25 protein-coding genes and 1 tRNA gene are annotated in these 22,481 nt (G+C 51.1%); 21 read left to right on the forward strand and 5 right to left on the reverse strand.

Going from position 1 to position 22,481, the window contains the following annotated elements:
- Window positions 1-46: 46 nt before the first annotated feature.
- Window positions 47-916, reverse strand: coding sequence for a manganese catalase family protein (locus VE009_RS08590; RefSeq protein WP_325006977.1), 870 nt, complete (start codon window positions 914-916; stop codon window positions 47-49).
- 140 nt (window positions 917-1,056) lie between these two features.
- Between VE009_RS08590 and VE009_RS08595 the strand changes: the two genes are divergently transcribed.
- Window positions 1,057-1,668 carry a uracil-DNA glycosylase gene (locus VE009_RS08595; protein ID WP_325006978.1) on the forward strand — a complete coding sequence of 204 codons (612 nt, stop codon included), beginning with the start codon at window positions 1,057-1,059 and terminating at the stop codon, window positions 1,666-1,668.
- On the opposite strand, the gene VE009_RS08600 is transcribed toward VE009_RS08595, so the two are convergent.
- The 3 genes from VE009_RS08600 to VE009_RS08610 all read right to left on the reverse strand — a co-directional run bounded on the left by VE009_RS08600 (window position 1,600) and on the right by VE009_RS08610 (window position 3,392).
- A complete protein-coding gene (locus tag VE009_RS08600) occupies window positions 1,600-2,235 on the reverse strand; it encodes a hypothetical protein (RefSeq protein WP_325006979.1) in 636 nt (211 codons plus the stop codon). The genes VE009_RS08595 and VE009_RS08600 overlap by 69 nt on opposite strands.
- Before the next feature lie 140 nt (window positions 2,236-2,375).
- Complete coding sequence (locus VE009_RS08605; protein ID WP_325006980.1) at window positions 2,376-2,804, reverse strand: hypothetical protein; 429 nt, start codon at window positions 2,802-2,804, stop codon at window positions 2,376-2,378.
- Between the two features lie 114 nt (window positions 2,805-2,918).
- A complete protein-coding gene (locus tag VE009_RS08610) occupies window positions 2,919-3,392 on the reverse strand; it encodes a ribonuclease H-like YkuK family protein (RefSeq protein WP_325006981.1) in 474 nt (157 codons plus the stop codon).
- Between the two features lie 478 nt (window positions 3,393-3,870).
- On the opposite strand from VE009_RS08610, the gene VE009_RS08615 reads away from it, so the two are divergent.
- The 5 genes from VE009_RS08615 to VE009_RS08635 are packed head-to-tail and all read left to right on the forward strand — an operon-like array spanning window position 3,871 to window position 7,556.
- Window positions 3,871-4,884 (forward strand): ABC transporter substrate-binding protein, encoded by a 1,014-nt coding sequence (locus VE009_RS08615; protein ID WP_325006982.1) that lies wholly within the window; start codon window positions 3,871-3,873, stop codon window positions 4,882-4,884.
- A 16-nt stretch (window positions 4,885-4,900) separates the two neighbouring features.
- Window positions 4,901-5,197: an MTH1187 family thiamine-binding protein gene (locus tag VE009_RS08620; protein ID WP_325006983.1), complete on the forward strand. Its 297-nt coding sequence runs from the start codon at window positions 4,901-4,903 to the stop codon at window positions 5,195-5,197.
- Entirely contained in the window at window positions 5,194-5,949 is a 756-nt protein-coding gene (locus tag VE009_RS08625) for an ABC transporter permease (protein ID WP_325006984.1), read from the forward strand. Before VE009_RS08620 ends, VE009_RS08625 begins: the two co-directional genes overlap by 4 nt.
- A gap of 12 nt (window positions 5,950-5,961) precedes the next feature.
- Window positions 5,962-6,759: an ABC transporter ATP-binding protein gene (locus VE009_RS08630; RefSeq protein ID WP_325006985.1), complete on the forward strand. Its 798-nt coding sequence runs from the start codon at window positions 5,962-5,964 to the stop codon at window positions 6,757-6,759.
- Window positions 6,756-7,556, forward strand: coding sequence for a TatD family hydrolase (locus VE009_RS08635; protein WP_325006986.1), 801 nt, complete (start codon window positions 6,756-6,758; stop codon window positions 7,554-7,556). Before VE009_RS08630 ends, VE009_RS08635 begins: the two co-directional genes overlap by 4 nt.
- Window positions 7,557-8,230: 674 nt before the next feature.
- Here the strand turns inward: VE009_RS08635 and VE009_RS08640 are convergent.
- Window positions 8,231-8,419 (reverse strand): hypothetical protein, encoded by a 189-nt coding sequence (locus VE009_RS08640; protein ID WP_325006987.1) that lies wholly within the window; start codon window positions 8,417-8,419, stop codon window positions 8,231-8,233.
- Between the two features lie 263 nt (window positions 8,420-8,682).
- Between VE009_RS08640 and VE009_RS08645 the strand changes: the two genes are divergently transcribed.
- The 15 genes from VE009_RS08645 to VE009_RS08715 all read left to right on the forward strand — a co-directional run bounded on the left by VE009_RS08645 (window position 8,683) and on the right by VE009_RS08715 (window position 22,359).
- Window positions 8,683-9,144: a hypothetical protein gene (locus VE009_RS08645; RefSeq protein ID WP_325006988.1), complete on the forward strand. Its 462-nt coding sequence runs from the start codon at window positions 8,683-8,685 to the stop codon at window positions 9,142-9,144.
- Between the two features lie 15 nt (window positions 9,145-9,159).
- Window positions 9,160-9,462, forward strand: coding sequence for a hypothetical protein (locus tag VE009_RS08650; RefSeq protein WP_325006990.1), 303 nt, complete (start codon window positions 9,160-9,162; stop codon window positions 9,460-9,462).
- 5 nt (window positions 9,463-9,467) lie between these two features.
- Entirely contained in the window at window positions 9,468-10,724 is a 1,257-nt protein-coding gene (locus VE009_RS08655; RefSeq protein WP_325006991.1) for a glutathionylspermidine synthase family protein, read from the forward strand.
- Window positions 10,725-10,760: 36 nt separating this feature from the next.
- On the forward strand, window positions 10,761-11,195 hold the full coding sequence (locus VE009_RS08660; RefSeq protein WP_325006992.1) for a DUF350 domain-containing protein: 435 nt from the start codon (window positions 10,761-10,763) through the stop codon (window positions 11,193-11,195).
- An 84-nt stretch (window positions 11,196-11,279) separates the two neighbouring features.
- Window positions 11,280-11,355: transfer RNA gene (locus VE009_RS08665), tRNA-Thr, on the forward strand.
- A gap of 171 nt (window positions 11,356-11,526) precedes the next feature.
- On the forward strand, window positions 11,527-12,528 hold the full coding sequence (locus tag VE009_RS08670) for a DUF3231 family protein (protein ID WP_325006993.1): 1,002 nt from the start codon (window positions 11,527-11,529) through the stop codon (window positions 12,526-12,528).
- Window positions 12,529-13,535: 1,007 nt separating this feature from the next.
- The gene (locus tag VE009_RS08675) at window positions 13,536-13,637 is read left to right on the forward strand and encodes a polysaccharide biosynthesis protein (protein ID WP_325006994.1); all 102 of its coding nucleotides are present in this window, start codon (window positions 13,536-13,538) and stop codon (window positions 13,635-13,637) included.
- Window positions 13,638-14,239: 602 nt separating this feature from the next.
- Window positions 14,240-15,370, forward strand: a complete 1,131-nt coding sequence (locus tag VE009_RS08680; RefSeq protein WP_325006995.1) for a DegT/DnrJ/EryC1/StrS family aminotransferase — start codon at window positions 14,240-14,242, stop codon at window positions 15,368-15,370.
- Window positions 15,371-16,018 (forward strand): sugar transferase, encoded by a 648-nt coding sequence (locus VE009_RS08685; protein WP_325006996.1) that lies wholly within the window; start codon window positions 15,371-15,373, stop codon window positions 16,016-16,018.
- Window positions 16,015-16,632, forward strand: a complete 618-nt coding sequence (locus VE009_RS08690) for an acetyltransferase (RefSeq protein ID WP_325006997.1) — start codon at window positions 16,015-16,017, stop codon at window positions 16,630-16,632. Before VE009_RS08685 ends, VE009_RS08690 begins: the two co-directional genes overlap by 4 nt.
- Window positions 16,633-16,635: 3 nt before the next feature.
- Window positions 16,636-17,847 (forward strand): glycosyltransferase family 4 protein, encoded by a 1,212-nt coding sequence (locus VE009_RS08695; protein ID WP_325006998.1) that lies wholly within the window; start codon window positions 16,636-16,638, stop codon window positions 17,845-17,847.
- Between the two features lie 21 nt (window positions 17,848-17,868).
- Window positions 17,869-18,894: a polysaccharide biosynthesis protein gene (locus tag VE009_RS08700; RefSeq protein WP_325006999.1), complete on the forward strand. Its 1,026-nt coding sequence runs from the start codon at window positions 17,869-17,871 to the stop codon at window positions 18,892-18,894.
- 19 nt (window positions 18,895-18,913) lie between these two features.
- The gene (locus VE009_RS08705) at window positions 18,914-20,023 is read left to right on the forward strand and encodes a capsular polysaccharide biosynthesis protein CapF (protein ID WP_325007000.1); all 1,110 of its coding nucleotides are present in this window, start codon (window positions 18,914-18,916) and stop codon (window positions 20,021-20,023) included.
- 3 nt (window positions 20,024-20,026) lie between these two features.
- The gene (gene wecB / locus VE009_RS08710; protein WP_325007001.1) at window positions 20,027-21,154 is read left to right on the forward strand and encodes a non-hydrolyzing UDP-N-acetylglucosamine 2-epimerase; all 1,128 of its coding nucleotides are present in this window, start codon (window positions 20,027-20,029) and stop codon (window positions 21,152-21,154) included.
- Window positions 21,154-22,359 carry a glycosyltransferase gene (locus VE009_RS08715; RefSeq protein WP_325007002.1) on the forward strand — a complete coding sequence of 402 codons (1,206 nt, stop codon included), beginning with the start codon at window positions 21,154-21,156 and terminating at the stop codon, window positions 22,357-22,359. The genes wecB and VE009_RS08715 overlap by 1 nt, the downstream gene beginning before the upstream one ends.
- The last annotated feature ends 122 nt before the right edge of the window (window positions 22,360-22,481 follow it).

The following is a 22,481-nucleotide window of genomic DNA, read 5'->3' on the forward strand; positions in this document are numbered from 1 at the left end:
TGCTTCGCTTCTAGTTTGCGGCAGGAGGCCTTCGTTTATGCGGAAATTATTCCTCTTCTTTCCGCGGCGGAACGTCCACCGCCCCGGTCGGCGGCAGCGGAGGCGTGTCGTACACGTTCGGCGGCGCCGGCGGCAGCGTCGAACGATCGCCGAACGCCGGCGGCTCCGCGACGTAGCGGAACGTGCCGCGGCCGTCGAGGCTCGGCCCTTGCGCCCAGCGGCCGGTGGAGCTTTCCTCGCCCGCGGAGAAGTTGAAGAGCGTGTAGGACACTTGCTGCTTCTCGAGCTCCCGCGGGAACGTCGTCGGCGCCACGATGTCGCCGAGCTGCGCTTCGAGCTCGGCGATCGCCGCCGCCCACATGTTTTGGTGGTAAGCGTCCCGCGCGATCAGCCACGACAGCATATCCTTCACGCCGCGGTCGTCCGTCATTTCGTAGAGGCGGCACACTTGGAGCCGTCCTTGCGATTCGGCGGCCAGATTATGGCGGAAGTCCGCCAGCAAATTGCCGCTGGCGATAATATACTTCGCGTTCCACGGGTAGCCTTCGCTGTCGGACGGCTTCGAGCCGAGGCCCGACACGATCACGTGCTGCGGATTCATGCCGCCCATGACGGCGCCGAGCACCGGGTTCGCTTTCGCCGCTTGCTCTTGGACGTCCGCCGGCGTGCCGTCGAGCAGCCGGGCGATCATCGTGGCGAGCATTTCGACGTGGGCGATCTCCTCCGTGCCGACATCGAGCAGCAAATCCTTGTACTTGCCCTCGACCCGGCAGTTCCAGCCTTGGAATAAATATTGCATCATGACGGTGATTTCGCCGAATTGACCGCCGAGCACCTCTTGCAGTTTTTTGGCGTATACGGGATCCGGCCGCTCGGGCTTGGCGTGATACTGCATTTCTTTAATATGGTAAAACATCCTCGCGCACCACTCCGTTCTCTATTTTTCCCTCATTTCAGTTTAATGTACTCAGGCTGGTCGTCCGTTATGCGGCGGGACATAGCGCGGTTCGGCGATGGAAAAGCTACGGAAAACGGAAAGAGGAGGGAACCGAAGGCATGGACACGGAGTGGAGGCCGGCCGTCTGGCCGGAAATCGCGCCGCCGGCGGACGCCGCCGCGTGCGAGCGATGCGAGCTGTCGCGGCAGCGCGCCCGCGTCATCTGGGCGGAAGGCGGCGAGGAGGCGCCGATCGCCGCCGTGCTGGACAATCCCGGCGCGAGGGAGGACCGCGAAGGCACGCCGTTCGTGTGCGCGACGAGGTCGGCGCTGCAGCGGGCCGTCGCGGAGGCCGGCTTGACCGCGGAGGAGCTGTTCGTGACGTATTTGCTGAAATGCCGGCCGATCCGCGCCTACGACAAAGAAGCGGCGCGGAAGGCGTGCTTCGCCTATCTTGAAGGGCAGCTCGAAGGGCGGCGCGCGATCATGCTGCTCGGCCTCGTCGCGGCCCGGTTCGCGCTCGATAGGCCCGATGCGGAGATGGCGGAGCTGCGCGGCCGATGGCACGAGTTCCGGGGCATTCCGGCTCGGGTGACGTACCATCCGCTCGCGGTCCATCGGCGGCCGAATCTCGCGAAGGGATTTTTCGCGGATTGGCGCGAGCTAGCCGTAATGGCGCTTCCAGCCGTAGGCGGCGGTCGCCGCGAGCAGCGCGACCGCGGCGGGGAATAGCGCCTCGGGGGCGCGGGCCGCGCCGAGCAGCGGTTCGACGCGGAGCTGGAGCACCGCGGAGAACGACATGACCGCGGCGATGGCGATCTGCGTCCAAGGCGCGGACGTGATCCAACCGTACAGGCGCGGGCCGAGCAGGACGAGCGCGGTCGTCGCGGCGAGATTCCCGGCGAACGTGACGAACAGGCTCGGGGAGGCGGCGGAGACGAGCACCGACGTATCGACCGACGTGAGCGCGTCGAGCCACAGCGTCGTGCCGACGATCGCGCCGATCGTTCGCTTGGGCAGCACGCTCTCGGCGCGGAACGACATCTGCGACTCGCCGGCGAGCCGGAGCGCGAAGAAAACGATGCCGACGGCGGAGACGAGCCTGAGGCCGGGCAGGCGAAACATCGTGTCGGCGGCGAGGCAGTAGATCGGATGCGCCGACGCGAGCGTCGCGAAGACGAGAAGGCGCGCCGCACGGGGGTGCGGGTGCCGTTTGATTTGGATGGCGCTGAAGATGAGCAAGATGCTGTCGATGGACGTAATGAAAAACAAGAAAGCGACAATGAGCGTTTCCCGCATGGCGTCCTCCTCATGGTCCGGTGCCGGGTGTCTCTACTTTATGTATTCGGACAAGGAGGACGATATGATGGTTGTTTCCGCGCAAGCAAAAACCTCCCGCATGCCGCGGGAGGTTCGTCGCGTGAATATATCGCAATCGATTATTGGTAGTAGCCTTGGTTGAAATGAGAAGGCTGTTGGATCGCTTGGTTCGCGATCGAGCCCATCGTTTGGCGAACCGTCGATTCCAGCTGGCGGCACGCCTGCACCGCTTGCTGCAGCGCGTTGATCGCATGATAGTGCTCTTGCAGCATGTGCTGGATTTGCTGCGCGTTTTGCTGCTCGAGCTGCGCCATTTGCGTTTGCTCCTGCAGCATCTGTTGGATGCGCTGCGCGTTTTGCTGCTCCATTTGCGCCATGTGCGCCTGCTCATGCATCAGCTGCTGAATGCGCTGCGCGTTTTGCTGCTCGAGCTGCGCCATTTGCGTATACAGCTGGTTGTGCTGCTGCGTCTGCTGGATGACTTGCTGGCAGAGCGCCTCGATTTGCTGGAACTGCTGCGAGATTTGGTTCGTTTGCGCTTGGTGCATGGTTACCCTCCTAGAATTGTGCATGTCGGTGCTTCGCCGTCTGATGGCGGCCCGACTGGTAGTATGCTCCAGGCTGGAAAAACTATGCACGCGTTCCGGCACGAAATGTTCCCGTCAGCTGGTGAAACGGTCCGCGACCGCGCTCGCGCCGAACGATTCCGGCTTGATGCGGGCGACGTACCCGACGGAGGTGACCCATCCTTTGATTTCGGTGATGAGCGCCTTCGTCTCGCCCTGCTGCCCGATGTCGATATGAATTTCGAGCGGCCACGCCGACAGAAGGGAGTTCATGCCTTGGGCGTTGAGCAGCTCGACGAGCGACAGGCTCAGCTCGGTTTCTCGGTAGATGCGGTGACGCAAATCGTACATCGGTTTCATCCGCTGCTTGCGGAAAAAGAAACGGGCGCCTTTGCCGACCCGATGAATGACGACCGCGGTGACGAACGTAGTGGCTTGGTGCGTCGTCTGGGAGTCTGTGCCGATGACGATTTTGTGCGCCGCCTTCGGGTCCTCCTCCAAGTAAGCTGCGATGTGACGAATCATCTGGTCGACGGAAAGCAAGCCGGAGGTCGGGCTGCGGAATTGCATGCGGCATGTCTCCTTTCCGATACTTGATTCTGTTTTTTTACTCAGTATACCCGATTGTCAGAAAATTCGCTCCATTTTTGCGGCAAAAGCGTCTCCATACGTTTCAATGCGTCTCTTTGGAAGGCTTATGCGCGCAGGCGCCTGGCGATGAACGAAATTCGCGGCGGACGAAAAGCGGCAAACCCGCGTCGAAGCTTGTCAAACCGGGGCTGCTGCACTATACTCAAGTTGTCCGACAAAACGAATACCGGAAACCGGGAGCTGAATGAAGTTCGGCTGAGAGTGGAGCCTTGTGTTCCTGACCGTGCATCTGATCTGGGTAATGCCAGCGTAGAGAACCGCGACATGCGACGCGTCGACCGTCCTTGGCTTGCTTATCCACAGCAGGCGGAAGGACGGTTTTTTTGTATGGCTTCGGGACCGGATAGGGCGGAGTTAGGTTCGGATGAAAACACATAGAAAACGGGGGAGAAACGAAATGAACAAGCGTTGGACGAAATGGATCGGCATCGTGCCCGCGGCGGCGCTCGCCGTTGCGGCGCTCGCCGGCTGCGCGGCCGGAAACGAAACGAATCAAGCGGAGGGCGGGGAACAGCTCCGCAAAGTGACGGTCGTGCTCGATTGGACGCCGAATACGAACCATACGGGGCTGTACGTCGCCGATGCGAAGGGGTATTACGAAGAAGAAGGGCTCGACGTCGACATCGTGCAGCCGGGCGATGCCGGCGCGGACGCGGTCGTCGCTTCGGGCGAAGCGGAATTCGGCGTCAGCTATCAAGAAGGCGTGACGCTCGCGCGGACGCAGAACTTCCCGCTCGTATCGATCGCGGCCGTCATTCAGCACAATACGTCGGGCTTCGCGGCGCCGGCTTCGCTCGGCATCAAGTCACCGAAGGATTTCGAGGGGAAAACGTACGGCGGCTGGGGCTCGCCGGTCGAAGCGGCGATGATCGAGTCGCTGATGAACGAAGCCGGCGCCGATTTCTCCAAAGTCGAGATCGTCAGCATCGGCAACAACGATTTCTTCACCGCGCAGCACAACGGCATCGATTTCCAATGGATTTATTACGGCTGGACCGGGGTCGAATCGGAGCTTCGCGGCGAACCGATCGACGTCGTCTGGTTGACGGACTATTCCGATAAGCTGGATTACTACACGCCTGTGCTCGTAACGAACGAAACGCTGCTGAAAGACGACCCGGAGCTCGCGAAGAAGTTCCTGCGGGCGACGTCGAAAGGATATACGTTCGCCGCCGAGCAGCCGGAGGAAGCCGCGAACGTCTTGGTCGAAGCGGTGCCGGAGCTGAACAAGGACCTTGTCGTCGCGAGTCAGAAATGGCTGAGCCCGAAATATATCGACGACGCGTCCCGCTGGGGCGAGCAGAAGCAAGAGGTTTGGGAAAATTACGCGGCGTGGATGTCGGAGCACGGCTTGCTCGAAGGCGAGTTCGATGCGGCGAAGGCGTTCGCGAACGAGTATTTGCCGGAATAAAAAGGGGGCGAAGCGAATGGCCGACGCGCTCGTCAGCATTCAAATTTTGCCGCGGACGCCGAACGGGGAAAGCGTCATCCCGTACGTCGATCGCGCGATCGAGATCATTCAGGCGTCCGGCGTCCGTTACGTCGTCGGTCCGCTCGAGACGACGATGGAGGGCGATTTCTCGGAGCTGCTCGAGATCGTGAAAGCGATGAACGACGAAATGATCCGCCTCGGGGCGCCGAGCGTCCTGTCGCAGGTGAAAATCTCGTACAACCCGACGGACGGGGCGTCGATCGACCGTCTGATCGCGAAGTACCGAACATGAACGCGCTTCGCGCCGTTTGGCCGCCCGCCGCGGCGGTCGCCGCGTTCCTGCTCGCCTGGGAGGGCGCGGCTCGCGCGGAATGGTTCCCGCCTTTCTTGTTTCCGGGGCCCGGCGCGGTCGCTCGGGCGTTCGCCGAGGACGCCGCGCTCGTCGCTTCCCATGCCGCTTCGTCGTTCGGCATCGCCGTCGCGGGCCTCGCCTGCGGCTTCGCGTTCGGCTTAGGCGTCGCCTGCGCGCTGCACTTGGCGCGGCCGCTGCGCTCCGCGTTCGCGCCGCTGCTCATCCTGTCGCAGAACGTGCCGACGATCGTGCTCGCGCCGCTGCTCGTCGTCTGGTTCGGCTTCGGGTGGATGCCGAAGCTCGTGCTGCTGACGCTGGTCTGCTTCTTCCCGATTGCGGTGTCTACGTTGGACGGGCTTGCCCGGGCCGATCGGAACATGGTAGGGTATATGCGGATGGCCGGGGCGACGCGCTGGCAGACGTTCGCGAAGCTGGAGCTTCCGGGGGCGCTGCCTCCGTTGTTTTCGGGCCTTAAGGTGTCGGCCGCTTACAGCGTGCTCGGCGCGGTCATCGCCGAATGGGCGGGCGCGAGCCGCGGGCTCGGCGTCTATTTGAACTTGATGAAATCGGGATACCGAGTGGACCGCATGTTCGTGGCGATCGCCGTCATCGCGGCGTTGAGCTTGTTGTTGTACTCGCTTGTCGCCGGATGCGAGCGGCGCTGGATTCGTTGGCATCGCGACCGCGAGTAAGAGGAGGATATCATGAATTACCATACCGAGGCCGATTCGGCGCCCGTCAAGCTAGAGCTGCGCTCGATCGGGAAAACGTACGACATCGGCGGGCAAACGGCCGAGGTGCTTTCCGGGATCGACCTGACGGTGCGCGATAAACAGTTCGTCTCCGTCGTCGGTCCTTCGGGAAGCGGGAAAAGCACGCTGTTTTACATCATCGGCGGGTTGACGCCCCCGACGACGGGCACGGTCTGGCTCGACGGCCGGGACGTAACCGGCCGGCGGGGCCTTATCAGCTACATGCCGCAGCACGACAGCATGTTTCCGTGGCGGACGGTGCTCGATAACGTCATCCTGTCGCAGGAAATCGCCGGCGTGCCGAAAGCCGAAGCGCGAAGGACGGCCGCGGAATGGCTGCATCGCGTCGGCTTGGGCGGCTACGAAGGGGCGCTGCCTCATCAGCTGTCGGGCGGCATGCGGCAGCGGGCGTCGTTCCTGCGCGCGCTGTTAAGCCCGAGGGAGCTCATGTGCTTGGACGAGCCGTTCGGCGCGCTGGACGCGCTGACCCGGCTCGACATGCAGCAGTGGCTGCTTCGCATGTGGGAGGAGACGCGCCGCTCCGTGCTGTTCGTGACGCACAGCATCGAGGAGGCGCTGCTGCTGTCGGATCGCGTCTACGTGCTCGCCGGCCGGCCCGCCGTCGTGGCGGACGTCGTCGACGTGCCGTTCGGGCGGCCGCGGGACGAGACGGTGACGTCCGAGCGGGCGTTCCTCGACTTGAAGAAACGGATTTACGAAACGCTTCGGGGAGGGCGGCTGCACGTATGAGCGCGCCCTATTGCTGGGATACGCATATTCACCTGGAACAGTACGGGGAGCGGGCGGACGCGCTCGTGCGCGAAAGTGCCGCGGCCGGCGTCGAGGCGATAGTCGCCGTCTCGATGGACCTCGCCTCGTGCGAGCGCACCGCCGCCTTGGCCGCCGCGCACCCGGGCGTCGTCCGGCCGGCGTACGGCTTCCATCCGGAGCAGCCGCTGCCGGATGATGCCGCCCTGGACCGTCTGTTCGACTGGATGGAGCGGCTCGCGGCCCGCGGCGAACGGTTCGCCGTCGGCGAGGTCGGGCTGCCGTATTACACCCGCACGGAGGCGGAGCACTCAGGCTCGGCGTTCGACGAAGGGCCGTATGTCAGGTTGCTCGAACGGTTCGTCGCGTTCGCCGCGCGGCGGAACCTCGCGATCGCGCTGCACGCGGTGTACGAGGATGCGCATAAGGCGCTGGACGTGCTGGAGAAGCACGGCGCGCGGCGGGCGCATTTCCATTGGTTCAAGGGCGACGCGGAGGCGGTGCGCCGCATCGTGCGGCTCGGGGCGATGGTATCGTTCACGCCCGACTGCTTGTACGACGACGAGACGCGGTCGCTGCTTCGGGCGTTCCCGCTGTCCGCGATGCTGACGGAGACGGACGGGCCTTGGCCGTTCGAGGGGCCTTACGAGGGCCGCGCCACGCATCCGGCGATGACGCGCGACGTCGTCGCCGCCATCGCCGAGGCGCACGGGATCGCGCCCGAGGAGGCCGCCGCGGCGCTTCGCCGCAACGCCGAGCGTCTGTACGGCGATTCATGAAGCAGGGCTTCCCGCGCCGCTTGGCGGCGCAGGAAGCCCTTTGGTTTTTGCGCGAGCCGGCCGGGCTGGCGGCGGTTTCTCCGGCGCCCGCGGCCGGGAATAGTCGGATTATCTCCGACTAAATCGTCCCAACCAGCGCCCGCGGCGGGAATAGTCGGAGTATCTCCGACTAAATCGCCTCAACCGGCGCCCGCGTCCGGAATAGTCGGAGTTTTTCCGACTAAATCGCCTCAACCGGCGCCCGCGTCCGGAATAGTCGGAGTTTCTCCGACTAAATCGCCTCAACCGGCACCCGCGTCCGGAATAGTCGGAGTTTCTCCGACTAAATCGCCCCAACCGCCGCCCGCGTCCGGAATAGTCGGAGTATCTCCGACTAAATCGCTCCAACCGGCGCCCGCGGCCGGAATAGTCGGAGTCTCTCCGACTAAATCGCCTCAACCGGCGCCCGCGTCCGGAATAGTCGGAGTTTCTCCGACTAAATCGCCCGAACCGCCGCCCGCGTCCGGAATAGTCGGAGTTTCTCCGACTAAATCGCCCGAACCGCCGCCCGCGACCGCAATAGTCGGAGTTTCTCCGACGAAATCGCCCCAACCGGCGCCTGCGGCCGGAATAGTCGGAGTTTCTCCGACTAAATCGCCCGAACCACCGCCCGCGGCCGCCCGTCGAAGTTTCGCTTATTCGTATCGATTATGGGATCGCCCGTAAGAGAACAACGAATGAAACCGGCTGCGCACGCCGTCGATGAACCGGGTCAGCCGGGCCTGCGCCTGCAGCCAATCCTCGGACCATTCCCGAACGGCCTCCTCTCGCGAGGATTGCCACTGCTCCATGGCGCGCCGGCGATATTCGGAATCGAAATCCATAGGCAAGCCCTCCCGTTATAAGAAGTCAGAAAATTCTGTCTTAACTAAAATGATAGCGCTTTCTCCACTATATGTCAATGCGCCGCCGTTGGTGCTTGTCCGTTCCCGACAGAAGCGAGCGAGACGGGCGTCGCAAAGCAAATGTAACCATCTCTCGACCGCGGGCAGGGATATCCCTTCCTCTCGGCGAATAGGATGTGGCGGGAACTTGCAGCCGCCGTGCTTCGTATTATTGGCAATGGAACCGAGAGGAGGACGCCTGCTTGGCTCGATTGGAATATCGGTTGTCGCATGCGACGGACGAATCCCCGCTGTTATACGTTTACAACTATATCGACAAAGACGAAATTTCGATGAGATTTGCCTGCGATTATTACGTCAAAGAAGGCGTCGTTTACGAAAAGCTGAGCGCCGCTTTCGTAAGAGGGCTGTATGTCATATACGTCCGAGTCGCGGCAGAGGAGAATGCGGCCGCGCCGGACGCCGCGGGAGGCTCTGCGCTCGGCCCGGGCATCCGCGTCGAGCTGCGGCACTTCCGGGAGGAGGCTGATGTTTATCCGCTGTTGCACACGTTCCGGTTTGCGGACGACGACGATGCGCTGCTGCTGCTCCAGACGGACGTCGTGGAGTGGAACGGGCGCGAATGGACGAAGTCGTCGACGGAGGTCGACGAGGATCGCGGCGTGTACGTGTATTACGCGATGGCGCCCGAAGCGGCGAGATAGAGAGGGGGAAGCGGCATGGAGAAGCTGGTGACGAAACGGATGGCGGGCTTATTTTTGGCGACGGCGCTGACGGTGTCGGGCTGTTCGTCTTCGGGCGCGCTGGACGACGACGAATGTTTCGACGACGACGCGAACGGATATTGCGACGACAACGGCGACGGCGCGTACGGGATGCACTACGTGAACGGGCGCAAGGCGTATTACCGCGCCGGCGTCGCCGACATCGACATCGACGGCAAGAAGAAAACGTCCGGCATTTCGAAGGGCGTATCCGGCTCGAAGGGCGGCATCGGCAGCTCGACGAGCAGCGGCGGGTGATCGACATGAACGCGACCGTATATGAGAAGCAGCGCGAGCGATTATACGCGCCTCTGCGCGAGACCGGTGAGTTCGTCTGGGAGACGATCGACGGGGACGAATACGCCTTGGCCGATCCGCAGCCGATTTCGCGCAGTCTTCGCCGAACGCTGCAGGAGGCGGCGGAACGATTAGGGCGCGTCTATGCTCGAGTCGTCGCCGTCGTGCGCGAATCCGACGACAAGCTGCTGCGGCAGCTGGGGCTGCCGGAAGCGACGCGCGGCGCGGTCCGCCTGCCGATGCTCGGCGGCGCCGCGACCGTGATCGGGCGGTTCGACTTCGCGGCGACGGACGACGGCGTCAAGATGCTCGAATGGAACAGCGATACGCCGACCAGCGTCGTCGAAGCGTTCCGCGTCAACGGCGCCGTCTGCCGCGCGCTCGGCTTGGCGGATCCGAACGAGGGCATGGCTTCGGGCATCGGCGCCGCCTTCCGCGCGGCCGTAGACGCCTATCGCGACGCGGGCTGGCGCATCGACGCGGACCGCATCGCGTTCGCGGCGCTCGATTGGCACGAGGAAGACGCGGGAACGACGCGCTACCTGCTCGAGGCGGCCGGCATCGGCGGGCGGTTCGTGCCGCTGTCTTCGCTGCGCGTCCACCGCGATCGGCTGTGCGTGCTCGAGGAGGATGGCGTCACGCATACGCCGATCGACCTGCTGTACCGCCTGCACGCGCTGGAGAAGCTGGCGGAGGAGCGCGACCATGACGGGTACCCCACCGGCGCGCACGTGCTCGATTTGGTCGCGCGCCGGAAGCTGGCGCTGATCAATCCGCCGTCCGCCTTCATCGCGCAGACGAAGGCGCTGCAGGCGCTCATCTGGAGCCTGCACGAGCAGCGCACGTTCTTCACCCGCGAAGAACACGACGCGATCGAGGCGTTCATGCTGCCGACGTACATGGACAACGTCTTCCACGGGTCGACTCCGTACGTTTGCAAGCCGATTTTCGGCAGGGAAGGCGGCGCTGTTGTCCTGTACGACGCGAACGGCGAAGCGGCGGAGCGCGACGGCGAATCACTGTATTGGGATCAGCCGTCGGTCTACCAGCGCCGCGTGGAGCTGCCCCCCGTCCGCGTCAGGACGCTGCGGGGCGAAGTCGAAGGGCGGCTGCTGTGGGGCGCCTTCCTCGTCGGCGGACGGCCGTCGGCGATCGTCGCCCGCGTCGGCGGGCGCATTACCGGCAACGCGGCGTTCTATGCGCCTGTTGCGCTGCAGGATTGAAGCGAACCGATACACGGATAAGGAGCGTGAACGAACATGAGTCAGTGGGAATTTATTACGAATTTCTTCCTGTATTTGATCGTGGCGGTGCCGATGATGGGCGTCGGCATCTTGGTGTTCCAATTGACGACGCCCTACAACGAGTTCGCGTTGATTCGCGAGGGTGCGGATCCGAACGACCCGACGAAGCAAGCGGCGGCGAAAGCCGCGGCGCACGACCTGGGCGGCAAAATCATCGGCCTTGCCATCGTGCTCGCGTCGGCGGTGTACCATTCGATCGGGTTGTGGGACCTCGCGCTGTGGGGATTGATCGGCGTAGCGGCCCAGGTCGGCGTGTTTTATTTGTTCGAATGGCTGACGCCGTTCCGGGTCGTCAGCGAAATTCCGAAGGGCAACGTGTCCGTCGGCTTGTTCGCTTCCCGTCTCAGCATCGCTACGGGCGTGCTCCTGGCGGCGCTCATCAGCTATTGACGAACAACGAAAAAAATCTTCAAAATAGGGGTTGAAAAAAATCGAGTTACCGAATATAATAAATTTCGTTGACTCGAAAGATTCGCTGATGTAGCTCAGCTGGTAGAGCAACGCATTCGTAATGCGTAGGTCGGGGGTTCGAATCCCTTCATCAGCACCATCCCATTAAATATGACGCGCGGTTCCCATGGGGGCCGCGTTTTTTGCGCCTATCGAGCGCCGGTCGGAAGGTTCCCGCCCGGCGTTTTTTGATGCAGGGAAAATTTTTTCTTAATTTTCGGCGACTCCGGGGATACTACGGGAAACTTGCGACGTTCGGAGGGAGTCGTCTATGAAGGAGCACCACATTCCGTTAACCGCCGGGGAAATCGCCGCCTTGTGGACGGGGTATATGAGCGACGAGATGAGCCATTGCGTGCTTCGCCACTTCGCGGCCACCGTGGAGGACGCGCAAATTCGATCGGTCGTGGAGTATGCGCTCACGTTAACGGAAGAGCATCTTGCGTTCAAAAGGGAGCGGTTCGATCGCGAGCGGTTTCCGACGCCGAGGGGGTTCGGGGACGGGGACGTCAATCTGGAAGCGCCGCGTCTGTTCTCCGACAAGTTCATGCTGTTTTATTTGCGGCAAATGGGCATCACAGGGCTCTCGGCGTACGGGGTGGCGTGCGGATGCTCGCCGCGGGCGGATGTGCGCGCGTTTTACTCGCATAACGTCCATACGACGTTGGAGCTGTTAAACCGGTCGACGGATTTGCTGCTCGAGAAAGGCATATTCGTGCGCGCTCCGCAGTTCCCGTTTCCCGAAACGCCGGAATTCGTCGAGAACGCGGGATGGCTCTCGGGGTGGTTCGGCGACCGGCGCCCGCTCAACGCCGTCGAGGTGACGCATTTGTGGCTGAACACCCTGACCAACGCCTTGGGCCGATCGTTGATGCTCGGATTCGCGCAGGTGGCGTCCTCGGCCGACATTCGGAAATATTTCATCCGCGGCATGGAAATCTCCCGCAAGCATATCGATGTGTTCAGCTCGCGGCTGGAACAGGATCAGCTGCCGCCGCCGATGACGTACGACGTGGAGGTGACAACCTCGAAAGAGCCGCCGTTTTCCGAAAAGCTGATGCTGTTCCATACCATCTCGCTGTGCGGGGTTGGACTCGCGAACTACGGCGCGGCGATCGGGTCGAGTCCGAGAAGGGATTTGGCGATGGATTACGCAAGGCTGGCGAGCGAAGTCGGAACGTATGCCGACGACGGCGCGGAGCTGATGATCGCGCGAGGGTGGATGGAGAAAATCCCCAGCGTTCCGGAGCGCGAGGCGCTCGTCAACTCCTGACGCCGGTGGGTCACGTTTCGATTCTGCAGTCTCGGTGCGTATGGCGATTGGACCTCATTAAGAAAACTGTGAAATCGCGAAGGTCTCGCGAACTTCGCCCTGCAGTTTCTCGTGATAACGCCGTCTACGGCACCGAGACCCTTAGCGGAATGTTGCTGAGTACACAGAATGGCATGCACGTAAGCGCCTCCAGAACATTTCGGCAACCGCTCCTCAGTGGAATACTGGGAAACGATCGCCGCCAAACATACTCAGTACCTTACCTCTAATTGACGGTGCTATGCCCAGAGTTTTCGCGAGGTACCCAAGTTCCTTATTTTAACAATCCAATTTTTGTCGAATTTTGTATTCAGATTGTGTATTATTACACTAATATACAATTTGTTCTATTAGTACGACTGGTCTTTCCGGACTACTCCAAAGTTCATGTTTATCTACGCGACGATTCTAAATCGTCCCGAAATGAGAGAGTTGGCTGAAAAATTAGGCGTGGATTATGTGCCATTTCTCATCTACGCTCGTCCTGACGTTCGATGTGGATATGATTCCAATGCAAAGCTTCTTAGGAGTCTGGGGCCCCTGCTTTTTACCGCAGCAGAATAGGTTCGCATTCGTCCAGAGTAAGTTTACGGGGTTGACGAACAAGAAAGTCATCGCGGACAGATGAGATAGTCCTCCGGTATTCGCCTCAGGTTGTTTTCTATTTGGTGGCCACAAGTATATTCCGTTCATGGAGCTACTCCAGCAGAAGCGTTGAAAAACAATGTCTTCGGGACAAATACGGGTAGATGTTTCGTGAGAAAGCGTTCAATCCGACGAGCGCGATGAGCGCGTCGAAACATATGTACATACGATCAGCAACCAAATACGTTGCCGTCCGCAGCAACATACTCGGCAGACGGTGCAGCGTGATTCTCAGGTTCGAGGAGCAATCACGGCCGGCGGTTCGGTGAGGGTGACGTGCAATTCGAGATGGTTCGGTACATAATGACGATGCCTGTGGAGTCGTGCAGCTTGTAATTCAAAGCGGTTCATTCACTAAAGGAGGCGAAATTTTCGTGCCCGATATGGGAAAGTCGGTGAAAATAGTAACGCTTGCTGAAAATTGATTCGCCTGTCCGGCTTTACGCCGTAACGGAGATCGGTCAACTCCGCGCATCATATTATGTAAAATAGGAAATTCGAACTCGGAATGGTAATTAAGCACTAGGAAAAAAGGAATAACGGAGGGGCAGGAATCGATCCGGGATGTAATTGACAGCAGTAGTATTGTAGTATTAAACCTTCTGCAAGCATGTGCCTTGAGTTATACTTATAAAGGCGGAATCAACATGAAAGTACGAAAAGCCATCATTCCTGCCCCGGTCTCTGTACAAGATTTTGCCTAGGACAAAAACAATGCCGTTTCGACAACTCTATTAGATTTGAGCACAACTTGTACTACAAAGGGATGATGGACTTGTTGCAGGAAGTGCAAAGGTCCTCAAAAATGATAAACATTCGTTACATTTGCCAGAAGGAAGACCACGCTGTCTGGTGCGCTCGGAGTTTACCGGGGAAGAACCGTTCGTCGTGTTGATGGGTAATGATGTCGTACAAGCGTTAACTATCAGTAGTACATAACGATTTTAGTTAGTGGTTTAGTAGTTGGTTAGGGGTAGCTTCTAATCTACTCTAAAATATTAACTTAACAAGGAAGGAAGCCTAGAGGATGGAGTCGACAAAAGTAAAAAAAAGAATATTTCTCTCTTCCCCACATATGAGTGATGAAGGGTATGAAATGCAATATATAAAGGAAGCTTTCGATACAAACTGGATTGCACCCCTTGGCGAAAACGTAAATGAATTTGAAAGGGAGCTTGCTGAGAAGGTTGGTTCTAAAGCTGCTGCAGCACTGTCTTCAGGAACAGCTGCTATTCATCTAGCTCTTAAGGCGGCAGGAGTCGGAGAAGGGGATATTGTATTCTGTCCAACACTTACTTTCGCTGCCACTGCAAATCCGATCATCTATCAAAATGCTATTCCAGTATTTATCGATAGTGATTATGAAACTTGGAATATGAGCCCAAAAGCATTAGAAGAAGCCTTTGAAAAGTATCCAGAAGTGAAGGCGGTACTGGTCGTTCATTTATACGGTTTGTCAGCAGATATGGACAAAATTATGAAGATTTGTAAGGGACATAACGTTACGGTTATTGAAGATGCTGCTGAGTCTCTGGGTACTTACTATAAAGGTAAGCATACTGGAACTTTCGGTGATTATGGCATCTTTTCTTTTAATGGAAACAAGATTATCACAACTTCCGGGGGTGGAATGCTTGTTTCGGATAATGAGGAAAAAATTGCTAAGGTAAGATATTGGGCCACTCAATCCCGGGATCAAGCAAGACATTTCCAGCATAGTGAATTAGGATTTAATTATCGGATGAGTAACATTGTTGCTGGGATTGGTAGAGGTCAGCTTAAAGTATTAAATCAAAGAATTTCCAAGAAGTACTACATTTTTGAGTTTTATAAAAGAGAACTTGATGGGCTTGAAGGCATTCAATTCATGCCGAGCAATGAATGGGATGAACCAAATTATTGGTTAAGCTCAATAACATTGTCTGGAAAAGTAAGGCCTATTAATATTTTTAAAGCGTTGGATGCTGAAAACATTGAGTCAAGACCAGTATGGAAACCAATGCATATGCAACCTTTCTTTGAGAAATATGACTTTATTGGTGAAGGTGTATCAGAGAAACTGTTCCAGAATGGTGTATGTTTGCCATCTGATACGAAAATGACGGATGAGGACTTAGAAAGAGTCGTTAAGACTATTAAAGGGTTGTGGTTAGATTAAATGAAGAATTCCAAAGGTGGCATTTATAGAAGGTTTGTAAAAAGACCAATGGATCTTATACTCTCTTTAATAGCTATTACTGTTTTGAGTCCGGTATTACTAATAGTTGCATTACTTGTTAGGACGAAGTTAGGTAGCCCTGTGCTATTTAAGCAGAAAAGACCAGGGTTAAATGAAGAGATTTTTATGATGTATAAGTTTAGGACGATGACGGATGAGAGAGACGAGAATGGTGAGTTACTTCCGGATAAAGTTAGGTTGACGAAGTTTGGTAGAATACTACGTTCTACATCCCTTGATGAACTACCGGAACTCTTTAATATTTTAAAGGGTGATATGTCTATTATTGGGCCTAGACCATTATTGGTGCAGTATTTACCGTTGTATAACAATCATCAAAAACGACGTCACGAAGTCAGGCCGGGGCTATCTGGGTTGGCTCAGGTGAGTGGGAGGAATGCGATTAGTTGGGAAGATAAATTTAATCTAGATGTTGAATATGTGGACAATGTAAGTTTTATCGAGGATTGGAAAATAATTTTAACGACGATTAAGAAAGTCTTTGTCAGAGAAGGTATTAGTTCAGAAAATGCATCCACAATGGAGCCTTTTAAGGGGACAAACAAAGAAAGAAGATTGGAACTATGAAAAACAAACTTCTTATTGTAGGTGCTAGTGGACACGGGAAAGTAGTTGCCGATATTGCATTAAAAATGGATAAATGGCAGAACGTTCATTTTTTAGATGATGACACAAGAATTAAATCAGCTATGGGCTTAGAAGTCATTGGAACGTCAGACGATGTTTTTACGCATATAGGTGAGTACGAAATATTTGTCGGTATCGGAAATAATGCTAACAGACAGAAGATTCACGAAATACTTGAAACTTTTGGGGCTAGTATTCCGGTATTAATTCACCCGAATGCAGTTATAGGGTCATTAGTAGATATAGGAATTGGGACTGCTGTTATGGCTGGAGCAATTGTTAACAGCTGTACCAAAATAGGTAAAGGTTGCATCGTTAATACAGGTTGTACAATTGACCATGATAATGATATTGAAGATTTTGTTCATATATCACCAGGAGCCCATTTAGCAGGTACGGTCAAAGTTGGAAAAGGCTCTTGGTTAGGTATTGGCAGTGTAGTTAGTAATAATATAAACATCACCAGCGGATGTAAAGTTGGTGCTGGTTCTGTTGTGGTCAAGGACATAACCGAACCTGGTGTATATGTTGGTGTTCCAGTAAGGAGAATTTAGGATATGAATATCTTATTTTTAACACTATTAGATTTTTCAACGCTTGATGAAAATGGTATATATACAGACCTAATGAGAGAGTTTATAAAAGACAACCATAAAGTGTATATTATTTCGCCAACAGAAAAGAGAAAACAACAACCTACGAGATTAATCGAGAATGGCAGCTATAAGATATTAAAATTACAGATAGGTAACACACAAAAAACTAATGTAATAGTAAAAGGGATTTCGACACTTACTCTTGAGTCTAAATTTCTGAGGGGAATTAAAAATTATTTTTCAGATGTTAAATTTGATTTAGTTATTTATACAACACCTCCAATAACATTGCAAAAGGCAATATATTATGTGAAAAAGAGAGATAAAGCAATAACCTATCTATTATTAAAGGATATATTCCCGCAAAATGCTGTAGATCTTGGAATGCTACGGAAAACTGGGATCGGAGGTTTATTATATAGATATTTTAAATCCAAGGAAAAAAGGCTTTATGAACTATCTGATTATATTGGATGCATGTCTCAAGCGAATGTGGATTTTTTATTAAAACAAAATCCTGAAATCTCTCCTAACATAGTTGAAGTGTGCCCTAATAGTATAGAACCTAAAGTAATAGAGAAAAATCAACAAAAGGTAAATATAGTTAAGGGAAAATATAAGATTCCATATGACCGTACTGTGTTCATCTATGGTGGAAATCTTGGTAAACCACAAGGTATTGATTTCTTAATAGAGTGTTTAAAGGCAAATAAAGATAATGAACAGGTTTATTTTGTAATAGCTGGTTCAGGAACTGAGTTTAATAAGCTAAAGGAGTTTTTTGATAGTGAAAAGCTTAAGAATGCAAAGTTATTTGCTCAACTTCCCAAAGAGGATTATGAAATTCTAGCAAGTTCATGTGATGTTGGACTTATTTTCTTAGATAAACGTTTTACAATACCGAATTTCCCATCAAGAATACTTTCATATATGCAAGCGTCAATGCCTGTATTAGCAGCAACAGATGTGAACACAGATATCGGTCAAGTTATTGAAAAAGGGAAATTTGGCCTTTGGTGTGAGAGTGATAGTGTTGAACAATTTAATTATAAATTACAGCAATTATGCAATATGGAATTAAGAAAAGAAATGGGCGTTAATGCCAGGAGTTATTTGGAAACCAACTATACAAGCAGGGACTCGTATGAAATTATAATGAGTCATTTTAAATAAAACGGCAAGAGAGGTACACACATGTTCAAGGGGAAGACTTTATTAATAACTGGTGGTACTGGATCATTTGGTAATGCGGTAATGAAAAGATTTTTAGATACAGATTTGAAGGAAATTCGCATCTTTTCTCGTGATGAGAAGAAACAGGATGATATGCGAAAACTCTATAAAAACGACAAGTTGAAATTTTACCTTGGTGATGTAAGGGACTTGGCTAGCGTAAAAAATGCTATGCATGGTGTGGACTATATTTTCCATGCTGCTGCGCTCAAGCAAGTCCCTTCTTGTGAGTTTTTTCCGTTGGAAGCAGTTAAAACAAACATTATAGGTACGGATAATGTTTTAACCGCAGGTATTGAATATGGAGTTAAAAAGGTTATCTGTCTCTCAACTGATAAAGCGGCCTATCCAATCAATGCTATGGGTATTTCTAAAGCAATGATGGAAAAGGTATTTGTTGCAAAATCAAAAACTGTATCTTCAGATAGAACTCTAATTTGTGGAACGAGATATGGAAATGTAATGGCATCACGTGGGTCGGTCATTCCTTTATTTATTGAACAAATAAAAAATGGACAACCATTAACCGTTACAGACCCTTCGATGACAAGGTTTTTAATGAGCCTTGAAGAAGCGGTAGAACTAGTTGTGTTTGCTTTTCAAAATGCACAAGCTGGAGATATTATGGTACAGAAATCACCAGCAAGTACAATCGGTGATTTAGCACAAGCAATTAAGGAATTATTTGATGTAGATAATGAAATAAAAATAATTGGTACCCGTCATGGAGAAAAACATTATGAAACGCTACTTACAAAGGAAGAATATGTAGTGGCTGAAGATATGGGTGGTTTCTATCGTGTTCCTGCTGACCAAAGAGACTTGAATTATGATAAATACTTTGAAGATGGTGACAGCAGATTGTCAACATTTGAAGAGTACCATTCTTCTAATACGAAAATATTAACTGTGGAAGAAATTAAAGGGAAATTATTAGAACTAGATTATGTGCAAAGTGCATTAAAGGAATGGAATGTTATGAAATGAACAAAAGGCGGTATTATTTATGAGAATTCTGGTAACAGGTGCAAAGGGCTTTGTTGGGAAGAACCTTGTCGCAGAGCTTAAAAATAGGGGATTTAACGATATATTTGAGTTTACTAGAGAAAGTGATCTTTCAATTCTTGAAAAATATACAAAAGAATGTGATTTTGTCTTTCATTTAGCTGGAGTAAACAGACCGCAAGACGAAGAGGAATTTATGGAAGGTAACTTTGGTTTAACTTCTCAATTACTAGCTCTACTAAAGAAACATGACAATAAAGCTCCTGTTCTTCTTACTTCTTCTATTCAAGCAGAAAAGGATAATCCTTATGGAAGGAGTAAGAAGGCTGGAGAGGATTTATTATTTAAATATTATTATGAAACTGGTACGAAAGTTTATGTATATCGACTACCAAATTTATTTGGTAAGTGGAGTAAGCCAAACTATAATACTGTAGTGGCTACATTCTGTCACAATATCGCTAGAGGGATTGATATTCATATAAACAATCCAGGGGCAGAACTTACTCTTTGCTATATTGATGATGTATTAGAAGAGTTTTTGAGCGCTCTTGCGGGGAAGCCGACTATGCAAGAAGACTTATGTGTAGTACCTATAACACATAATATTAAACTAGGAGAATTGGCCGAACTTATAAAAAGTTTCAAAGAAACTAGAACAAATCTAAGTGTTCCTAATATGGAGGACGCTCTAACTAAAAAGCTCTATAGTACTTATTTGAGTTTTTTACCTGAAGAACAGTTTTCATATGATCTTAAAATGAATAGTGATCACAGAGGCTCTTTTACAGAATTTATGAGAACACCTGAAAGAGGACAAGTTTCTGTAAATGTATCTAAACCTGGCATTACAAAAGGAAACCATTGGCATCATACTAAAAATGAGAAGTTCTTAGTTGTTAGTGGTGAAGGTTTAATTCGCTTTAGGAAGATAGATTCTGATGAAATTATTGAGTATAGAGTAAGTGGAGAAAAGTTAAAGGTTGTAGATGTTCCTACTGGATATACTCATTCCATTGTAAATGTAGGAGATAATGACCTAGTAACAGTAATGTGGGCAAATGAATGCTTTGATCCAGAAAGGCCGGACACATATTTTGTGGAGGTATAATTAATGAAGAAATTAAAAGTCATGACAGTCGTCGGAACTAGACCTGAGATTATAAGGTTGTCAGCTGTTATTAATAAATTTGAAGAATCATCAGCAATTGAGCATACGCTTGTTCATACGGGACAAAATTATGATTACGAATTAAATGAAGTATTTTTTAACGATTTTAATTTGAAAAAACCTGACTATTTTCTCGATGCAGCTACTGGAACAGCGGTAGAAACTATAGGAAATATATTGGTCAAAATAGATCCTATAATGGAAGAAGTAAAACCAGATGCATTTTTAGTGCTAGGAGATACAAATAGCTGTCTATGTGCTATTGCTGCAAAAAGGCGCCAAATTCCGATATTTCATATGGAAGCAGGAAATAGATGCTTTGACCAAAGAGTGCCGGAAGAAATTAATAGAAAGATTGTAGATCATACAGCAGATATTAATTTGACCTACAGTGATATTGCAAGAGAATATCTTCTTAGGGAAGGCTTTCCTGCAGACAGGATTGTTAAAACAGGAAGCCCTATGTTCGAAGTTCTTAATTCTAGAAAAATCGAAATAGAGAATTCTGATGTATTAGAAAGATTAGATTTAGAAGAAGGAAACTATTTTGTAGTATCATCTCATAGAGAAGAAAATATTAATTTAGAAATTAATTTCTTAGATTTGGTTGAAAGTATAAATTCGATTGCAGAAAAATTTAAAATTCCTGTAATTGTGAGCACACATCCTAGAACTAGAAAGATGATTGAGTCTAAAGGAGTAAAATTTAATCCTTTAGTAAGAATTTTGAAGCCATTAGGTTTTAATGACTATGTGAAATTGCAAATTAAGGCGAAGGCGGTTCTAAGTGATAGTGGAACAATTAGCGAAGAATCTTCAATTCTTGGGTTTAGAGCGCTTAATATAAGACAAGCTCATGAAAGACCAGAAGCAATGGAAGAAGCAACTGTAATGATGGTAGGACTAAAGAAAGAAAGGATATTACAGGGATTAGAAATCCTCGATTCACAAAAAACAGGAGAGTTAAGGCTTGTCGCGGATTACAGTATGCCTAATGTATCAGATAAAGTCTTGAGAATTATTTTATCGTATACTGATTATGTGAATAGAGTCGTATGGGGGAAGATTTAGTGAAAGTATTACAAATAAATTCAGTATGCGGAACAGGAAGTACTGGGAGGATAGCGACCGATATCCATAGCTTATTGGAGAAAAATGGATACGAGAGTATCATCGCATTTGGAAGGGGTGTGCCACAAAAATGTGACAATACTATCAAAATTGGTAGTAATCTTGATAATTATAAACATGTAGCAATCACTAGACTATTTGATAAGCATGGTTTTGGATCAAGGAAATCAACACAGGTATTAATTAAAAAAATTAAAGTCCTAAATCCAGATGTTATCCATTTACATAACATCCATGGATATTATATCAATATACAAGTTTTGTTTGATTTCTTAAAAGAGATCAATAAACCTGTTGTTTGGACCTTGCATGATTGTTGGCCGTTTACTGGACATTGTGCGCACTTTGATTATATTAACTGCTCCAAATGGAAAACAGAATGTAACAGATGCCCTCAGAAGAAAGTTTATCCCCGGAGTTTATTAGTAGACAGTTCCAGGGGGAATTTTAAGAGCAAAAGGAACATTTTTACTAAATTGGACAAGTTAACAATAGTAACTCCCTCAATATGGTTAGCTGAACTAGTCGCAGAATCTTTTCTAAAAGAATATTCAGTGAGGGTAATAAATAACGGTATTGACTTGAACATATTTCAGCCGGTTAATAGCGATTTTAGGAAAAAATATAACCTAGAAAATAAATTTGTTATTTTAGGAGTGGCTAATATATGGAGTGCAAAAAAGGGTTTTAATTATTTAGTTGATTTGTCTAAATTATTGACAAAAGATGAAATTATTGTTGTTGTGGGCTTATCTGAGACTCAAGTAAACGAACTTCAAACTAATAATATTATTGGAATTCCTAGAACTAATAATGCGAAAGAGTTGGCTGAAATTTATTCTGCATCGGATGTTTTTGTTAATCCCTCTTTAGAGGAGAATTTTCCAACAGTAAACTTAGAATCAATATCAACAGGTACCCCAATTGTTACCTTTGATGTTGGAGGATCTTCTGAAATTTTTAATAATAATATTGGTTTTTACGTGGAGAAAGGAAATGTAAGGTCCATGTATAACAAAATAAATATAATAAAAAAAGAAGGGAAATCGAAATACATTGATAATTGTATAGAGACATCCAAGAAATATGACTCCTTACTAAAATATTCAGAATATATCCAGCTTTATGAAGAGTTATCATTATAGCGTCTGTTATTTGGTTATAATGTTCTTGATCGTATTTTAAAAAAGCAGGGAATGGTTATCTTGTATATAAAAAAAATATCTTTTTCTAAATTATTAAAAGTTTATTTTTTTCTAATAATAAT

The sequence above is a fragment of the Paenibacillus sp. genome (genome assembly GCF_035645195.1).
Taxonomy (GTDB): domain Bacteria; phylum Bacillota; class Bacilli; order Paenibacillales; family YIM-B00363; genus Paenibacillus_AE.

What these genes read in the sequence shown, in the direction of transcription:
- VE009_RS08655 (WP_325006991.1), top strand. Translation starts at nt 9,468, where the DNA reads ATGAACGCGACCGTATATGAGAAGCAGCGCGAGCGATTATACGCGCCT.
- VE009_RS08705 (WP_325007000.1), top strand. Translation starts at nt 18,914, where the DNA reads ATGAGAATTCTGGTAACAGGTGCAAAGGGCTTTGTTGGGAAGAACCTT.
- VE009_RS08700 (WP_325006999.1), top strand. Translation starts at nt 17,869, where the DNA reads ATGTTCAAGGGGAAGACTTTATTAATAACTGGTGGTACTGGATCATTT.
- VE009_RS08695 (WP_325006998.1), top strand. Translation starts at nt 16,636, where the DNA reads ATGAATATCTTATTTTTAACACTATTAGATTTTTCAACGCTTGATGAA.
- VE009_RS08610 (WP_325006981.1), bottom strand. Translation starts at nt 3,392, where the DNA reads ATGCAATTCCGCAGCCCGACCTCCGGCTTGCTTTCCGTCGACCAGATG.
- VE009_RS08635 (WP_325006986.1), top strand. Translation starts at nt 6,756, where the DNA reads ATGAGCGCGCCCTATTGCTGGGATACGCATATTCACCTGGAACAGTAC.
- VE009_RS08590 (WP_325006977.1), bottom strand. Translation starts at nt 916, where the DNA reads ATGTTTTACCATATTAAAGAAATGCAGTATCACGCCAAGCCCGAGCGG.
- VE009_RS08630 (WP_325006985.1), top strand. Translation starts at nt 5,962, where the DNA reads ATGAATTACCATACCGAGGCCGATTCGGCGCCCGTCAAGCTAGAGCTG.
- VE009_RS08640 (WP_325006987.1), bottom strand. Translation starts at nt 8,419, where the DNA reads ATGGATTTCGATTCCGAATATCGCCGGCGCGCCATGGAGCAGTGGCAA.
- VE009_RS08600 (WP_325006979.1), bottom strand. Translation starts at nt 2,235, where the DNA reads ATGCGGGAAACGCTCATTGTCGCTTTCTTGTTTTTCATTACGTCCATC.
- VE009_RS08690 (WP_325006997.1), top strand. Translation starts at nt 16,015, where the DNA reads ATGAAAAACAAACTTCTTATTGTAGGTGCTAGTGGACACGGGAAAGTA.
- wecB (WP_325007001.1), top strand. Translation starts at nt 20,027, where the DNA reads ATGAAGAAATTAAAAGTCATGACAGTCGTCGGAACTAGACCTGAGATT.
- VE009_RS08620 (WP_325006983.1), top strand. Translation starts at nt 4,901, where the DNA reads ATGGCCGACGCGCTCGTCAGCATTCAAATTTTGCCGCGGACGCCGAAC.
- VE009_RS08650 (WP_325006990.1), top strand. Translation starts at nt 9,160, where the DNA reads ATGGAGAAGCTGGTGACGAAACGGATGGCGGGCTTATTTTTGGCGACG.
- VE009_RS08615 (WP_325006982.1), top strand. Translation starts at nt 3,871, where the DNA reads ATGAACAAGCGTTGGACGAAATGGATCGGCATCGTGCCCGCGGCGGCG.
- VE009_RS08605 (WP_325006980.1), bottom strand. Translation starts at nt 2,804, where the DNA reads ATGCACCAAGCGCAAACGAACCAAATCTCGCAGCAGTTCCAGCAAATC.
- VE009_RS08660 (WP_325006992.1), top strand. Translation starts at nt 10,761, where the DNA reads ATGAGTCAGTGGGAATTTATTACGAATTTCTTCCTGTATTTGATCGTG.
- VE009_RS08680 (WP_325006995.1), top strand. Translation starts at nt 14,240, where the DNA reads ATGGAGTCGACAAAAGTAAAAAAAAGAATATTTCTCTCTTCCCCACAT.
- VE009_RS08595 (WP_325006978.1), top strand. Translation starts at nt 1,057, where the DNA reads ATGGACACGGAGTGGAGGCCGGCCGTCTGGCCGGAAATCGCGCCGCCG.
- VE009_RS08670 (WP_325006993.1), top strand. Translation starts at nt 11,527, where the DNA reads ATGAAGGAGCACCACATTCCGTTAACCGCCGGGGAAATCGCCGCCTTG.
- VE009_RS08685 (WP_325006996.1), top strand. Translation starts at nt 15,371, where the DNA reads ATGAAGAATTCCAAAGGTGGCATTTATAGAAGGTTTGTAAAAAGACCA.
- VE009_RS08625 (WP_325006984.1), top strand. Translation starts at nt 5,194, where the DNA reads ATGAACGCGCTTCGCGCCGTTTGGCCGCCCGCCGCGGCGGTCGCCGCG.